The sequence below is a fragment of the Pseudomonas sp. AKS31 genome (assembly GCF_023634765.1).
In the GTDB taxonomy this organism is placed as follows: domain Bacteria; phylum Pseudomonadota; class Gammaproteobacteria; order Pseudomonadales; family Pseudomonadaceae; genus Aquipseudomonas.
In genome coordinates, this window is sequence record NZ_JAMLFX010000011.1 from 63,497 (window position 1) to 79,046 (window position 15,550).

15 protein-coding genes are annotated in these 15,550 nt (G+C 59.4%); 2 read left to right on the plus strand and 13 right to left on the minus strand.

Going from position 1 to position 15,550, the window contains the following annotated elements:
- Positions 1-30: 30 nt before the first annotated feature.
- From thiO to M9827_RS22230, 7 genes are read right to left on the minus strand one after another with little or no spacing between them, the layout of a single operon-like run.
- On the minus strand, positions 31-1,131 hold the full coding sequence (gene thiO, locus M9827_RS22200) for a glycine oxidase ThiO (protein WP_250607153.1): 1,101 nt from the start codon (positions 1,129-1,131) through the stop codon (positions 31-33).
- A gap of 57 nt (positions 1,132-1,188) precedes the next feature.
- Entirely contained in the window at positions 1,189-1,590 is a 402-nt protein-coding gene (locus M9827_RS22205; protein ID WP_250607154.1) for a type IV pilin protein, read from the minus strand.
- Between the two features lie 15 nt (positions 1,591-1,605).
- The gene (locus M9827_RS22210) at positions 1,606-4,695 is read right to left on the minus strand and encodes a pilus assembly protein (RefSeq protein ID WP_250607155.1); all 3,090 of its coding nucleotides are present in this window, start codon (positions 4,693-4,695) and stop codon (positions 1,606-1,608) included.
- Entirely contained in the window at positions 4,682-5,161 is a 480-nt protein-coding gene (locus M9827_RS22215; RefSeq protein ID WP_250607156.1) for a pilus assembly PilX family protein, read from the minus strand. The genes M9827_RS22210 and M9827_RS22215 overlap by 14 nt, the downstream gene beginning before the upstream one ends.
- An 11-nt stretch (positions 5,162-5,172) precedes the next feature.
- On the minus strand, positions 5,173-5,886 hold the full coding sequence (locus M9827_RS22220; RefSeq protein WP_250607157.1) for a PilW family protein: 714 nt from the start codon (positions 5,884-5,886) through the stop codon (positions 5,173-5,175).
- A complete protein-coding gene (pilV, locus tag M9827_RS22225) occupies positions 5,883-6,332 on the minus strand; it encodes a type IV pilus modification protein PilV (protein ID WP_250607158.1) in 450 nt (149 codons plus the stop codon). The genes M9827_RS22220 and pilV overlap by 4 nt, the downstream gene beginning before the upstream one ends.
- Positions 6,329-6,802, minus strand: a complete 474-nt coding sequence (locus M9827_RS22230) for a GspH/FimT family pseudopilin (RefSeq protein WP_194934833.1) — start codon at positions 6,800-6,802, stop codon at positions 6,329-6,331. The genes pilV and M9827_RS22230 overlap by 4 nt, the downstream gene beginning before the upstream one ends.
- A gap of 130 nt (positions 6,803-6,932) precedes the next feature.
- On the opposite strand from M9827_RS22230, the gene M9827_RS22235 reads away from it, so the two are divergent.
- On the plus strand, positions 6,933-7,487 hold the full coding sequence (locus M9827_RS22235) for a GspH/FimT family pseudopilin (protein ID WP_250607159.1): 555 nt from the start codon (positions 6,933-6,935) through the stop codon (positions 7,485-7,487).
- Here the strand turns inward: M9827_RS22235 and ispH are convergent.
- From ispH to murJ, 6 genes are all read right to left on the minus strand, one after another.
- Positions 7,459-8,403 carry a 4-hydroxy-3-methylbut-2-enyl diphosphate reductase gene (gene ispH, locus M9827_RS22240; RefSeq protein WP_250607160.1) on the minus strand — a complete coding sequence of 315 codons (945 nt, stop codon included), beginning with the start codon at positions 8,401-8,403 and terminating at the stop codon, positions 7,459-7,461. The two genes, M9827_RS22235 and ispH, sit on opposite strands and share 29 nt — an antisense overlap.
- A gap of 74 nt (positions 8,404-8,477) precedes the next feature.
- On the minus strand, positions 8,478-8,915 hold the full coding sequence (gene fkpB, locus M9827_RS22245; protein ID WP_250607201.1) for an FKBP-type peptidyl-prolyl cis-trans isomerase: 438 nt from the start codon (positions 8,913-8,915) through the stop codon (positions 8,478-8,480).
- A 7-nt stretch (positions 8,916-8,922) separates the two neighbouring features.
- Complete coding sequence (lspA, locus tag M9827_RS22250) at positions 8,923-9,435, minus strand: signal peptidase II (protein WP_250607161.1); 513 nt, start codon at positions 9,433-9,435, stop codon at positions 8,923-8,925.
- Positions 9,428-12,259, minus strand: coding sequence for an isoleucine--tRNA ligase (ileS, locus tag M9827_RS22255; RefSeq protein ID WP_250607162.1), 2,832 nt, complete (start codon positions 12,257-12,259; stop codon positions 9,428-9,430). The genes lspA and ileS overlap by 8 nt, the downstream gene beginning before the upstream one ends.
- 13 nt (positions 12,260-12,272) lie before the next feature.
- A complete protein-coding gene (gene ribF, locus M9827_RS22260; RefSeq protein ID WP_042561145.1) occupies positions 12,273-13,211 on the minus strand; it encodes a bifunctional riboflavin kinase/FAD synthetase in 939 nt (312 codons plus the stop codon).
- Between the two features lie 129 nt (positions 13,212-13,340).
- Positions 13,341-14,879: a murein biosynthesis integral membrane protein MurJ gene (gene murJ / locus M9827_RS22265; protein ID WP_250607163.1), complete on the minus strand. Its 1,539-nt coding sequence runs from the start codon at positions 14,877-14,879 to the stop codon at positions 13,341-13,343.
- A 252-nt stretch (positions 14,880-15,131) separates the two neighbouring features.
- On the opposite strand from murJ, the gene rpsT reads away from it, so the two are divergent.
- Positions 15,132-15,404, plus strand: coding sequence for a 30S ribosomal protein S20 (gene rpsT, locus M9827_RS22270; protein ID WP_003228351.1), 273 nt, complete (start codon positions 15,132-15,134; stop codon positions 15,402-15,404).
- The last annotated feature ends 146 nt before the right edge of the window (positions 15,405-15,550 follow it).

The window sequence follows — 15,550 nt, forward strand, 5'->3', positions numbered from 1 at the left end:
CGATCTACCAGGCTACAGAGAAATATCTGACTAAATGCGGCCTTCCGGCGCATACGGCGCCGGATCAATAATCGGCGCCCTGCCCAGCATCACATCGGCAAACAACTGACACGACGCCGGCGCCAGCACCAGCCCATTGCGGTAATGCCCGCAGTTCAACCACAACCCGGCAAACCCCGGCACCCGGCCAATGTACGGAATGCCCTCTGGTGAACCCGGACGCAGCCCGGCCCAGTGCCCGACCACTTCGGCATCGGCCAACGCCGGCAGCAACTCCACCGCAGAAGCCTTGAGGCTTTCCAGCGCCACATCCGTCGGCGTCTTGTCGTAACCCTCGTGCTCCAGCGTGCTGCCGATCAGGATATGCCCGTCGCGACGTGGAATCGCATAACGGCCCTTGGCCAAGACCATGCTTGGCAAAAAGTCCGCTGCGCACTTGTAGAGAATCATCTGGCCTTTGACTGGTTCGACCGGCAGCGTCAGGTCCAGCGTCTTCAGCAGATCACCGCTCCACGCCCCTGCCGTCAGCACGATCTGATCGCCCTTGATCACACCCTTCGATGTCTCGACGCCAATAACCTGCTCACCCTCGCGGACAAACCCGCTGACTTCGCATTGTTCGTGAATGGTCACGTTCGGCAGTGCCTGCAACGCCGCTTTCAGCGACTTCACCAGACGCGGATTGCGCACGTTGGCGACATCGGCCATATAGATCGCCCGGGAAAAACCGCCCCCGAGCACCGGCACCGCATCATGCGCTGCCGAGATATCCACAGCTCGCAGCGGACGGTTTTCCCGCTCAGCCCAGGCCAGCGCTTCGGCTTCGTCATCCAGATCCAGCCAGTACAGGCCCGTGGTGTGCACTTCAGGATCGACCCCGGTATCGGCAAACAGTCGCGCGCCGAGCTGTGGATAAAAATCCTGCGACCAGTGCGCCAGCGCGGTGACTGCCGGGCTATAGCGCCATGGATACAAAGGCGAAACGATGCCGCCGCCGGCCCAGGACGATTCCTGGCCGAGGTTTGAACGATCGAGCAGCACCACGCTGCGTACTTCGGAGGCGAGATTGTAGGCGGTCAGCAGGCCAATCACCCCGCCACCGACAATCACCACTTGCTGTTGCCTGGTCATGTTTGATCCAACCGTAAAAAAGACAGTGGGCGCAAAAGGCACCCGAAAGAAAGCGCCTCAGCGCCCCCAGCAATCCTTGGTGGTCAGCCCGGTAGTCGCGTTGTTCATGCTTCTGACACCAGTGTTGGTCAGGGTGAAGTCCCCGCACTTGTCGGTGGCCATGGCCGTGCCCGTTTTACGGGTGGCGGTCAGCAGGAAGGTCTGGTCAGCGATGGTCGGGGTGATCGTGTAGAAATCAGTGCCGGTGCTGAGCCCGGTAACGTTGGTGTAGGTATTGTTCTTGGTGTAGAAGCGCTCGAGAGTCTGCGCCTGCTCCGAAAGTAGCGAAACCACTTCGGCGCGGCGACCCTTTTTCACGTATTCGGTGAGGCTCGGATAGCCGATGGTGATGACGATCCCGATGATCGCAATCACGATCATGATTTCGATCAGGGTAAAACCTCGGTTGAATCTGCGCATGCCTCAAACTCTCACTTACTGTATTTGTCGCCACATGATACGACGGCTGCCACCGCCGCCCTTTTCCACCAAGGTAGTGATGTTACCGCTGGAATCGTTAAAAATTTTGCGTGTTGCGCCGTTGACGATGGCGTTCAAGGTCGGAATGCCACCGGTAAATATCACACCACTGGAAATCGTGTCGCTGCTGTCAACCGCTCCATCCCCGTTGGTATCGAACACCGCATAGTTGAGCATCTTACCGCTGAACGCATCGAGCTCGGCCACTTTGCCGGTCCCGAAACTGGAACAGGGATCGGTGGTATCGACGCTGGCGGTGGTGAAGACGATTCGCCCAAGCACCAGACTGGCCTGATTGATCACGCGCTCACCGATCAGCGCGTTGTTATACACCAAGGGCAGGTACCAGCCCTTCTCTCCTGGATAGGTCGTGTCGTTCTGCGTCGTTGTCACGAACTGCCCGCTACTGCCGGAGAACACGCCAGTAACCGCCTGCGCCTGCAAACTGCTGACGGTGAGCTGCCCGGAGCCGCCATCGGCATCCCACACCGAATAGAACGCCTGCAAATCCTTGTTGGTCTTGTCAGCCGTCTCGTTGAATTTACCGGTACCGACGAAAATCTGTTTGCCGCCAAGCGCGTTGTCCGCCAGTAGCGGTTGCGCGGTGATCGGTTGAGTCGCCCCACCCGCCGTCGTGAACAGCGGCTTGCCGGAAAATGCCACGCCCCAGCTATCCGTCGATGTCGCGCTCAGATCGAATTTCCACAGGCGCCCTTTCAAGTCGCCGCCATAAGCGGCCTGCACCACGTTCGAAGAATTGACCTTGAGTTTTACCGACGACAAGCCATTGGTGGTTTCCGTGCTGTCGATGACGATTTTCTTGATCAGCGAACCATCACGTAGGTCCAGCACATACAACGCCGCCACGCCGGAGTTGCTGCCGTAACCGTTGGCAATGAAAGCCGCCCAGCGACCATCGGCCAAGCGTGCCACTTCCGGGCGTGCGTAGGCATAACCCAGATCATTGAAAGCGTTGGCGGTGCTTGCAGTCGCCGGCGCACTGACCTCCCACAACGCACGCAAAACGTTACCCGCCGAAGCGTCGAACAGTTGCAGCGCGTAAAACGTCTTACCTCCGGCACCGGTTCCGCCGATGGCCAGGGTTTTCCATGCGCTACTGAGCTGGGCGTCATACACGCCCACTTGGCCGTCGACCAGAAACTTGTGGCTGACACCGTTGATGTAGTTCGGATCGGCAATCAGCCGCAGCGACGGCAATACGCTGGAGGGCATATAAGCGTAACGACGGCTGCCGTTGGCCGAGTTGATGACGTTGACGAAACCGTCGTTGGCGTTCACCACCAGACTGGCATTCATGTTTGCCGCTTTGGTGGTCAGGTAAGCGGTGTACGTGGTGTCGCCCGACAGATCGGAGGCTGTCTTGTCCGTCGGTGAGGCCAGCACCAACGGCGAGTTGATGATGTCGCCGAGCAGCACGCTACGCACTTTGAGCCCGTTCTTGTTGGTGCCTTTGCTCCACTCCAGCAGATCACTGCCGGAGATGCCGGTGGGCAGGCCTTGGCTGAGTGTCGTCTGCTGGGGCGCGGAGAAATTACCGTAGGCCAGCGCAACGGCGGCGTTGCTTGTAGTGTTCCACGACTGATAGGTCGGTGCGGTCGCACTCGGTACGATAGTGGTGTCAGTGGTCCAGAGTACCGCAGAGGTATTCACCGCTCCGGATGCATTGAAGCCGAAGGACTTGATCGTACCGCGCCAGTCCTTGGGGTCGTAACTGGTCTGAAAGTAACTGGTGCCGCTCGCCAGTGTGGTGCCGCTGGTGACACCACTACCGCCGGAACCGGCCTTGGAAGTGATATCACTCAACGCCGACGACAACGCGGCGTTGAGTCCGGTGCTGTCAGTCGCCTGGTAATACCGGCCCTGTCCGTAACTGGCGGCATCGGACAACATGTCGTTGTCGGCGGTGAAGCCCACGGTATAGGTGTTCATATTCTGCTTGGGAAAATCCACCGCGTTCCAACTCTTGCCCGCCGCGTCGGTACCGGTCGAACGCATGTCGATGTCGAAGGCGAACTTGGCGATGTCATCCAGATACAGCGTATCCCCTTCTTTGTCGCCATAGAGGTTGTTGCCGTCATTGCTGACACCGTCCCAGTTCGGTAACCGGCTGCCGCCCAATGGGTCGTTGCTCGGAAAGGTTCGGTCGAAGGTCGGCAAGCCATCGGTTATCACCACGCCATAATTTTTCTGGCAGCGGTACTGGATCGGACTGGTGTAGGTCGCGGGCGTGCTGTTGTAGTACGGCGCCATACCGCGCATGTAGCGGGTGATTTCATAGTAGGTTTCTGCCAACGGGGTGTTGGCCACGGCACTCAAACCATTGATCGATGAGATCAGCGCGTTGTAGTTGGTGTCTGCCTGCGCCTGCGTGACGCTCCCGGACGCCGGCGCCAAGTCGCTGATCGCGCGGGCGATATAACCGCCATTACCAGAGTCGTTGTTGGTGACTGGGTTGAAAGTCGACAGACCAATACGCAAAGTGCGATTGCTGGTGACCAGCGCCGTCGACACGTTACGCGCAACGTTCATTCGGTAATCGTTGGGAATCGCCCCTGTGGTGAAGTCACGGGTGCCGTTGCTGATGGCCAGGCCGACGATATAAGAAATGTAATCGGCGGAATATCGGGTGTTTTCATTGCCTACGGGGTCGGGCAGTTTCAGGCATAACGGCGCCACGCTGTTGTTGTAGAACGCATAGGCGCCCCCCGAGCACCCGGAGTTCGGCAGGCTCGATAGAAACACCGTGTCGCCGGTGATCTGCGGAGCATTCAGCGCAGAGCACAATCCCAGGAAGGCATTGCACTGCCGGGCGGGTGTACGGTTGATGTTCGGATCAAATCCAGCGGCGTAAATAATGCTGTTCATACTCCCCGAGTCGTCGATCAGCAACATCACATTCGGTGGCACCGCTGCGGCGCTCAACAGCGGTGAATCAGAAGGCGTGAATGCATAGACAGGCGTCGCCAGATACAAACTCAGCAGCATGCCGAACAGCAGAGATACGCAGCGTTCAGTACTTCGCATACACACTCTCCACCACACTGCGCGAGCTGCCGGCAATGCCGACAGCGGTGACGCGATACAGCGTCGCCGAGGTGTTGCTCGGCACGTTGACGGCGGTCAGCGTCGTGCCGATGTTCTGCACGCCATAGAAACCATTGCCAGCGGCGATCCAGGTCACCCCGGAAGTCGAGTTGAACCCCGCCGCGCTGACCACCGACGATTCCGCCGGCGGTGCGCATTGGGTAGTGCCACTGCACACGGCGAGTGAATAACTGTCCAGTTGCACAGCGCTTTCGCCGACGCGTAAAGCCGCCTCGGCAGTCTGGAACGACTGATTACGCAGACTCACGCTGCCGGCCATTTTTTCCTGCAGGTTGGCACTCTGCATCGACGACAATCCGATCAAGGTCAGCAACAACAGGAACACCAGACTGACCAGCAGCACCATGCCGTGCTGCGCCTGACGGGTGTGGAGAGAGATCCTCATCAGCGCGCCTCTCACTGCAAGCGGTTGCGCAAAGCGGCAACCACGTTGAAGGTTTGATTGCGCACCCGGTTGTTCGGGTCGGTGAGGGTCAGGCTCAGGCGCACACTGCGGATACGCGCCGGGTCGCTGGGGTTGGCGCTGTAAGTCGAGGCCGCCACATCAGTCGCGGAACTGGCCAGACCGAAGGTGACGTTGAACGCACTGACGTTGCTCACCAGCACCTGCTGGGTCGGCGTGCCGCTGCCGGTGCCCATGAGAATCTGATTGTTGCTGAAGCTGTAGATCAGACGCCGGATCGGGAACGCGATTTGCCCGCTCGCCGGGGAGCGCAAGCCGGTATAGGCCGTTGCGCTATTGCGGCAATCGGAGAGCACCGTCCAGGTTGGCGTGCCTCCACCACTGCCAATATCGGCGGTCACCAGTGTCAGTTTGAGATTGGCGTTGTCCCAATTGATCGGCGTGACCTGTGCAGCGTAGAAGTCGCCCGCGGAGCTCGAATCGAGGACAGTGCCCAGACAACCGAACATCCCGACCATGCGAATTTCCTGAATCATTTTGCTCAACACAAAACGCGCGTCTTCCTGCATCGCGGCGGCGCTGCTCTGGCTGACATAGGTATTTTTTGCCGCAATGAAAATCTGCACCACACCCAGCACCACGATGAGGCCCAGTGCCAGGGCGATGAGCATTTCGATCAGGCCGAACCCCCGCTGATGGCGCCTCATGGTGTGGCCACCGGATCGACTGCGGCGCGACTGCTCAGGACAAAACTGCGCTGGGCGCTGACAGTGTTGGCTGCCCGCGCATCGCTCCAGTTGATCGTGATGGTGTAAACGCGCTGATTGAGGGTGATGCTACCGGTCGCCGTCGGCCCGCCGAAATTGCTGATATTGGTGGAGAAATCGTAGAGGTCCTGATCGCGGGCAACGCTCGGATTGGCCGAGGTCGGAGGCGTGACGGTGTAGTCGGCGCCGGAGTTGGCACGGATGCGGTCCATCATGTCGTAGGCAATGAAACTGGCCTGGCTGGTCATCCGTGAGCTGTCGGTGTACTTCAGCGCATTCAGCTGCACTGCCGCCGCGCCCAGCAGCCCGACCGTCAGAATCAGCAACGCGACCAGTACCTCGATCAGCGTCATGCCCTGCTGTGCGTGTTGACTCCCTGCCCTCATCCGCAAGTTCCACCCAATTGAATTCGTCCGTTCAAACACACGTTCAGCGTCCTGCTTTGCGTTCCCAACGTGTAACTTATGGCCACCGCCGTCGACGGTGCCGCCAGACCGCCAAGGTTGTTGAAATCCAGTGCGGTCACTCCTGAGGGTAGCGTCAGAGTCGCGCCGCTGCTCATCGCGGGAACAACCCGCAACACATTGGCCGGATTGCCAGTACTGTCGTAGACCGCCAGTTCACCGGTCCAGACGCTGCCACCAGCGGTTGGACGCAAGCGCAGCGTCGTACCACGGTCGATGGCCTCGAGCCTGGCGAAATTGATCGCCCGCTGCAGGTCGCCCATTTCGGTGTCAGCCTTGCTGCCCTGTATCGAACGGGTAAACGCCGGCACTGCCAGGGTAATCAGGATCACGAAGATCGCGATCGCGACCAACAACTCGATCAGCGTGAAACCTTTTGTACGAAGATCCATCGATGCCCTCCGTTGCCGTCGGCTATACCTGCTTCTACACGCTAGAACATTCAACCGGCCCGCGTCGGTTGATTTGCCCTGCCCGGCGCACGGAGCGCGCCGTTCATCACACTCCACGGAGGGAGTTTTCATGTCGCAACAGGGTTTCAGCCTGATCGAACTGCTTATGGGACTGGCGATTGGCATAATTGTTCTGCTGCTGGTCAGTCCGGCGTTTGCCGCGCTCAGAGAATCGAACCATCGGGATCAGGCGGCGCAATCCCTGCTCGATGGCCTTCGCAACGCCCGCACACTGGCCATCACGCGCAATCAGAGCGTGGTGATTCATGGCATCAACGGCGACTGGAGTCAGGGCTGGCGGATCATTCTGGATATCAGCGGCAAAGGGCCGAAGGACAGCAGCAATCCGCTGCTGCAAGAGCGTGCGAGCGACACGCAGGTGCCGATTGTCGGCAATTGGTCAGTGAGTCGGTACGTACGTTTCAGCGGTTTGGGGCAACCGCTGATGCCCGGGCGGGCATTTCAGGCAGGGACATTACATGTTTGCTCCGTTCGCGAGCCGGTCAGTCAGCGCCAGATCGTGCTGGCGGCGACTGGCCGGGTGCGCCTGAACAGTAAAGAGGCTGAGCAGGCGCTGTGTCAAAAAGCCAATAGCGTCAGATCGAACGCACGCGCAGCTCTTTAGGCATCGAGAACGTGATGTTCTCTTCACGCCCGGCCAGCTCATCGGCACCGATAGCGCCCCAGGCCTGCAATTGCTGAATCACGCCGCGCACCAGTACTTCCGGCGCGGAGGCACCGGCGGTGATGCCGATACGCTCAACGCCATCGAACCAGCTCTTTTGCAGGTCTTCGGCACCGTCGATCAGGTAGGCCGGTGTGGCCATGCGCTCGGCGAGTTCACGCAGACGATTGGAGTTGGAGCTGTTCGGGCTGCCCACCACCAACACCACGTCGCACTCGTCAGCCAATTGCTTGACCGCGTCCTGACGGTTTTGTGTGGCGTAGCAGATGTCGTCCTTGCGCGGGCCGCCGATGGCCGGGAAGCGCGTACGCAGCGCATCGATGACACGACTGGTGTCGTCCATCGACAGTGTGGTCTGGGTCACGAAAGCCAGTTTGTCCGGGTTATGCACCTGCAACTCGGCGACGTCTTTCTCGTCTTCGACGAGGTAGATCGCGCCGCCATTGCTGCCGTCGTACTGGCCCATGGTGCCTTCGACTTCCGGGTGACCGGCGTGGCCGATCAGGATGCATTCACGGCCATCGCGGCTGTATTTCGCCACTTCGATGTGCACCTTGGTGACCAGCGGGCAGGTGGCGTCGAATACTTTCAGGCCACGGCCAGCGGCTTCGGTACGTACGGCCTGGGATACGCCGTGAGCGCTGAAGATCACGATGACGTCGTCCGGCACCTGATCCAGCTCTTCGACGAAGATCGCCCCGCGGCTGCGCAGGTCTTCAACGACGAACTTGTTGTGCACCACTTCGTGACGCACATAGATCGGCGGCCCGAAAACTTCCAGGGCGCGGTTGACGATTTCGATCGCACGGTCCACGCCGGCGCAGAAGCCACGGGGGTTGGCGAGTTTGATTTGCATGCTGTGCCTCGTGTCTTGCGCGCGAAAACAATGAATTACCAACTGTGGGAGCGAGCAGGCTCGCCCCCACAGTTTCAGATCGCTTTGACGGAAATGATTTCCACATCAAAGGTCAGCGTCTTGCCCGATAGCGGGTGGTTGAAGTCGATGGTCACTTGCGTGTCGTCGAACTCTTTCACCACACCCGGCAGCTCAGTATTGGCCGCATCGTTGAAGATCACCAGCAAACCCGGCGACAACTCCATGTCGACGAACTGCGAACGCGGGATGATCTGCACATTCTGCGGGTTCGGCTGGCCGAAGGCGTTTTCCGGCTCGACGGTCAGCGTGCGCTTGTCGCCGGCCTTGAAGCCGAACAGCGCAGCTTCGAAACCCGGCAGCAGGTTGCCGTCGCCGACTTTGAAGGTCGCCGGGGCTTTGTCGAACGTACTGTCGACGGTGTCGCCGTTCTCCAGGCGCAGTGCAAAGTGCAAAGTGACTTCCGTGTTCTGGCCGATGCGTTGCTCAGCCAATACCTGTTCAGTCATGAACGGCGTCTCCGGTCTTTTTACTTTTGAACATATCCAGTGCCAGCATCACCGCGCCAACGGTAATGGCGCTGTCGGCGAAGTTGAACGCCGGGAAGTACCAGCGGTTCTGCCAGTGCACCAGAATGAAGTCGATCACATGGCCCAGGGCAATGCGGTCATACAGATTGCCCAGTGCGCCGCCCAATACCAGCGCCAGCGCGACGGCCAGCCAGGTTTCGTTGCGGCCCAGGCGTTTGAGCCAGACCACCAGCACCGCACTGACCACAATCGCGATCAGGGCGAACAGCCAGCGCTGCCAGCCGGAGCTGTCCGCCAGGAAGCTGAACGCAGCGCCGGTGTTGTAAGCCAGGGTCCAGCTGAAGTAATCGGGAATGATCACGATCTGCTGGAACATTTCAAGCTTGCCTTCGAAGTAGAACTTGCTGGCCTGGTCGATGACCAGAACCAGCAGACTCAACCACAGCCAGCTCAACCGTCCGAAACGGCCAACGGCATTAGGCATAGTGACGAACCTCGCCGGCGCCGCTGATGTTGTCGACGCAACGACCGCAGATTTCCGGATGCTCCGGGTTCACGCCGACGTCTTCGCGGCAATGCCAGCAACGGGCGCATTTCGGGAAGGCCGACTTGACGATCTTCAACTTCAGGCCGCTGACTTCGGTGGAGACCGCCTCAGCAGGTGCCTGAACAAAAGGCGCCACGCTCGCCGTCGAGGTGATCAGGACAAAGCGCAGTTCGTTGCTCAGCTTGGCCAGGTCGGCGCTCAGCGCGTCTTCGGCATACAGCGTCACTTCGGCCTGCAGGTTGCCACCGACGGCTTTGGCCGCGCGCTGGATTTCCATCTCTTTGTTGACCGCAACCTTCACTTCCATGATGCGATCCCAGTACTCACGACCCAGCTCGAAGCCTTCCGGCAGCTCGGTCAGACCTTCATACCAGGTGTTGAGCATGACCGATTCGTTACGTTCGCCCGGCAGGTATTCCCACAGTTCGTCGGCGGTGAAGGCGAGGATCGGCGCGATCCAGCGCACCAGCGCTTCGGAGATGTGGAACAGCGCGGTTTGCGCCGAACGGCGGGCCTTGCTGTTGGCGCCAGTGGTGTACTGACGGTCCTTGATGATGTCGAGGTAGAAACCACCCAGCTCCTGCACGCAGAAGTTGTGGATCTTCGAGTAGACGTTCCAGAAACGGTATTCGCCGTAGTGCTCTTGCAACTCGCGTTGCAGCAGCAAGGTGCGGTCGACCGCCCAACGATCCAGCGCGAGCATTTCTTCGGCCGGCAGGATATCGGTGGCCGGGTCGAAACCGCTGAGGTTCGAAAGCAGGAATCGCGCGGTGTTACGGATACGACGATAGGCGTCCGCGCTGCGTGTCAGGATCTGATCCGATACCGCGATCTCGCCCGAATAATCTGTCGAAGCGACCCATAGACGCATGATGTCAGCGCCCAATGTGTCGTTGATCTTTTTCGGCTCGATCACGTTTTTCAGCGACTTCGACATCTTGCGACCAGACTCGTCAACGGTAAAACCGTGGGTCAGCAGTTCGCGGTACGGCGCGTGATTGTCGATGGCGCAACCGGTCAGCAGCGACGAGTGGAACCAGCCACGGTGTTGGTCGGAACCCTCCAGGTACAGATCGGCGCGCGGGCCGCTCTCGTGACCCATCGGGTGCGAACCGCGCAGGACATGCCAGTGCGTGGTGCCCGAATCGAACCAGACGTCGAGGGTGTCGCTGATCTTGTCGTACAGCGGCGCTTCGTCGCCGAGCAACTCAGCAGCGTCCATCTTGAACCAGGCTTCGATGCCTTCGACTTCAACGCGCTTGGCGACTTCTTCCATCAGCTCGACGGTGCGCGGGTGCAGTTCGCCGCTTTCCTTGTTGAGGAAGAACGGGATCGGCACGCCCCAGTTGCGCTGACGCGAGATGCACCAGTCCGGACGGTTGGCAATCATCGAGTGCAGACGCGCCTGACCCCAGGCCGGAACGAACTTGGTGTCTTCGATGGCTTTGAGCGAGCGCACACGCAGGGTGTCGCCGCTGGTTGGCTCTTTGTCCATGCCGATGAACCACTGCGCGGTGGCGCGGTAGATCAGCGGAGTCTTGTGGCGCCAGCAGTGCATGTAGCTGTGTTCGATGACGGTGGTGTGCATGAGCGCACCGACTTCGGTCAGCTTGTCGACGATGGCCGGGTTGGCCTTCCAGATGAACTGGCCGCCGAAGAATTCCAGCGACGGCACGTACACGCCATTGCTCTGCACTGGATTGAGGATGTCGTCGTTGACCATGCCGTATTTCTTGCAGGTTACGAAGTCGTCCACGCCATAGGCAGGAGCGGAGTGAACCACGCCCGTGCCGGCGCCCAGTTCAACGTAGTCAGCCAGGTACACCGGCGACAGACGGTCATAGAACGGGTGACGGAAATTGATCAGCTCCAGCTCTTTACCGGTGGTGGTCGCGATGACCGAGCCTTCCAGGCTGTAGCGCGCCAGGCAGGCTTCGACCAGTTCTTCAGCCAATACCAGCAGCTTGTCGCCGACATCAACCAGCGCGTAGTTGAATTCCGGGTGAACGTTCAGCGCCTGGTTGGCCGGGATGGTCCACGGGGTGGTGGTCCAGATCACGATCGAGGCAGGTTTGCCCAGCGACGGCAGACCGAACGCGGCAGCCAGTTTGGCTTCGTCAGCGATCGGGAAGGCCACGTCGATGGTCGAGGACTTTTTGGTCTCGTACTCGACTTCCGCTTCAGCCAGGGCCGAACCGCAGTCGAAGCACCAGTTCACCGGCTTGAGGCCTTTGAACACGAAACCGCCCTTGACGATTTCGGCGAGGGCGCGGATTTCACCGGCCTCGTTCTTGAAATCCATGGTCTTGTACGGGTTGGCCCAGTCGCCCAGCACGCCGAGACGGATGAATTCGGACTTCTGCCCTTCGATCTGCTCGGTGGCGTAGGCACGGCACAGCTCGCGGGTCTTGTCCGCGCCCAGGTTCTTGCCGTGGGTCACTTCAACCTTGTGCTCGATCGGCAGGCCGTGGCAGTCCCAACCCGGAACATAGGGCGCGTCGAAACCCGACAGGGTCTTCGAGCGGATGATCATGTCCTTGAGAATCTTGTTCAGTGCGTGACCGATGTGGATCGTGCCGTTGGCATACGGAGGGCCGTCATGCAGAACGAACTTCGGACGATCCTTGCCAATCTCGCGCAACTTTCCGTACAGGCCAATACTGTCCCAGCGCTGCAGGATCTGCGGTTCGCGCTGTGGCAGGCCGGCCTTCATTGGGAAGGCGGTGTCCGGAAGGTTTAGCGTGGCTTTATAGTCGGTCATTTAAGGCTCTTCATTAGCGATGGGCGCTAGGTGCGGCTAGTGCACGGGCGGTGGCGACATCCGCATTGATCGCCGTTTTCAATGCCTCCAGGGAGGCGAAGCGCTGCTCTTCACGCAGCTTTTGGTGGAAAACCACCGTCAAACGCCGGTCATACAGATCGCCGGCAAAATCTAGAAGATGGACTTCAAGGTGGGCCTTGCCATCACCTTGCACCGTGGGCCGTACGCCGATATTGGCGACGCCGGGCCAGGTCTTGCCGTCGATATCGACATCCACCAGATACACCCCGGTAAACGGCACGCGACGACGCTTGAGTTGAATATTGGCTGTGGGCGTACCCAGTTGCCGGGCCAGCTTCTGGCCATGCAGCACGCGACCGGCAATCCGGTACGGGCGACCGAGCAAACGTTCGGCCAAGGCAAAATCGGCGGCGGCCAACGCGTTGCGCACCTGCGTGCTGCTGACGCGAATGCCGTCCAGCTCGACGGTTTGCGCCGCTTCGACGGTAAAACCGTGAACCTGCCCGGCTTGCAGCAGGAAGTCGAAATCGCCGAGGCGGTCGCAACCGAAGCGGAAATCGTCACCGACTTCCAGGTGCTGCACACCGAGGCCATCGACGAGGATGGTGTCGACGAACTCACTGGCGCTGAGCTTGCTCAAGCGCTGGTTGAAGGCCAGGCACAAAACCCGGTCAACGCCTTCGGCGGCCAGCAGTTGCAGCTTGTCGCGCAACCGCGCCAGACGCGCCGGCGCGGTCTCGGGAGCGAAGAATTCCCGTGGCTGCGGTTCGAAAATCACCACGCAGCTGGGTACGCCCAACTCGAGCGCACGCTCACGCAGTCGGGCCAGGATAGCCTGGTGACCACGGTGAACACCGTCAAAGTTGCCAATAGTGGCGACGCAGCCCCGATGCTGGGGGCGCAAGTTGTGGAGGCCTCGAACCAGCTGCATAACGCGCTTCTTGCTCATAAAGTGGTCGATTATAACCACACCCGACGGCCGACGACAGGCAACACCGTAACGCAAAGTGAACGAGCCGACAAAACTGCCGGCCCGCGCCTGCTTATAAAGGGTAAAACCTTAGCTCAAGGCCTTGCGATTGAAGTCGCGCAGGCGGAAACCCAGCAGCAGCAACATACCGAAATACGCCAATACGCCGGCAGCCACCAAAGCGCCCAGACGCAGGAAGCGCTCAAGCATGTGACCTTGATCCCACGCCGGCATGAAATGCATGCCAAGCAGCAGCACTGCCGACATCACCGTCACCGCGATCACCAACTTGAAACCAAACTTGGCCCAACCCGGCTGCGGCTGATACATCTGCTGTTTACGCAGTTGATAGAACAGCAATCCGGCGTTGAGACAGGCACCGGCACTGATCGCCAGGGCCAGCCCAGCGTGCGCCAACGGGCCAATCAGCACCAGGTTGAACAACTGAGTGACCACCAGGGTGAAGATTGCGATTTTTACCGGCGTACGGATGTTCTGTTGCGCATAAAAGCCCGGCGCCAAGACTTTGATCACGATAATCCCGAGCAACCCGACAGAGTAAGCAATCAATGCGCGCTGGGTCATTTCGGCGTCAAAGCCACTGAACTGACCGTACTGGAATAGCGAAACGGTCAGCGGCTCGGCGAGAATCCCCAACGCCAGCGCGCACGGCAGCACCAGCACAAAGCACAGACGCAGCCCCCAGTCGAGGATGCGCGAGTATTCGTGGCGATCCTTGCTGGCATAGGTTTTCGCCAATGTCGGCAGCAGAATCGTGCCCAATGCCACGCCAAGCACGCCGGATGGCAACTCCATCAAGCGGTCGGCGTAATACATCCACGACACCGAGCCTGCGACCAGAAACGAGGCGAAGATGGTGTTGATGATCAGCGAAATCTGGCTGACCGAGACACCGAGAATCGCCGGCAGCATCTGCTTCATGACGCGCCAGACGCCGGTGTCACGCAGATTCAGGCGCGGCAGCACCAGCATGCCGATTTTCTTCAGGTGCGGCAGTTGATAGAGCAACTGCGCCAGACCGCCGACCAAGACCGCCCAGCCCAGTGCCATGACCGGCGGATCGAAGTACGGCGTGAGGAACAGCGAAAACACGATCATGCTGACGTTGAGCAAGGTCGGCACAAAGGCCGGTACCGAGAAGCGGTTCCAGGTATTGAGGATCGCCCCGGCCAGCGATGACAGGGAGATCAGCAATATATAAGGGAACGTCACCCGCAACAGATCGGAGGTGAGCTGGAATTTTTCCGGCGTATCGGTAAAGCCCGGTGCCGTGGCCCAGATCACCCAGGGCGCGGCGATCATGCCCAGCGCCGTCACCACTGCCAGTACCAGGGTCAGCAGGCCTGAAACGTAAGCAATGAAGGTACGGGTCGCCTCGTCGCCCTGCTGGCTTTTGTATTCCGCGAGAATCGGCACGAAGGCCTGAGAGAACGCACCCTCGGCGAAGATACGCCGCAGCAGATTGGGCAGTTTGAAGGCAATGAAGAAGGCATCCGTCGCCATCCCGGCGCCGAATGTACGGGCAATCAGCGTGTCACGAACAAAGCCCAGAATCCGGGAAAGCATCGTGATAGAGCTGACGGCGGCCAACGATTTGAGCAGATTCATTGAGGGAATTTGTGCCTGTCGATAAACAGCAGGCGAACAAAGCGCCTACTTGTGCGATACTCCGCGCCGCAGCAGCACAGAGCCAAAGCTCGCGAGTTTACAGGTCAAGCGCCGGAAATAAATATCCCGCCTCTTTATACCTACCACTTAGCGGAACGTTTCAAGTGCCCTTGACAAGACTTCAACTCATCGGCATGATTCGCGGCCTATTTTGTTTGCTATTTCCTAAAAAGTCTTTCGAGGAGCTCGACGGTGGCCAACTCACCTTCCGCCAAAAAACGTGCAAAACAGGCTGAGAAGCGTCGCAGCCACAACGCCAGCCTGCGTTCCATGGTTCGCACCTACATCAAGAATGTAGTTAAAGCCATCGACGCAAAAGACGCTGAAAAAGCTCAAGCTGCATACGTTCTGGCTGTGCCAGTTATCGACCGTATGGCCGATAAAGGCATCATCCACAAGAACAAGGCTGCTCGCCATAAGAGCCGCCTGAATGGCCACGTCAAAGCGCTGAAAGAAGCCGCTTAATCGACGCAGTCATTAAAAACCGACCTTAGGGTCGGTTTTTTATTGCCTGCGATTTAGCAAATCCAGCGCAAAAAAATGTAGGAGTGAGCCTGCTCGCGATGGCGGAGTGTCAGTCGGTGCATATATTGACTGACACTCCGCCATCG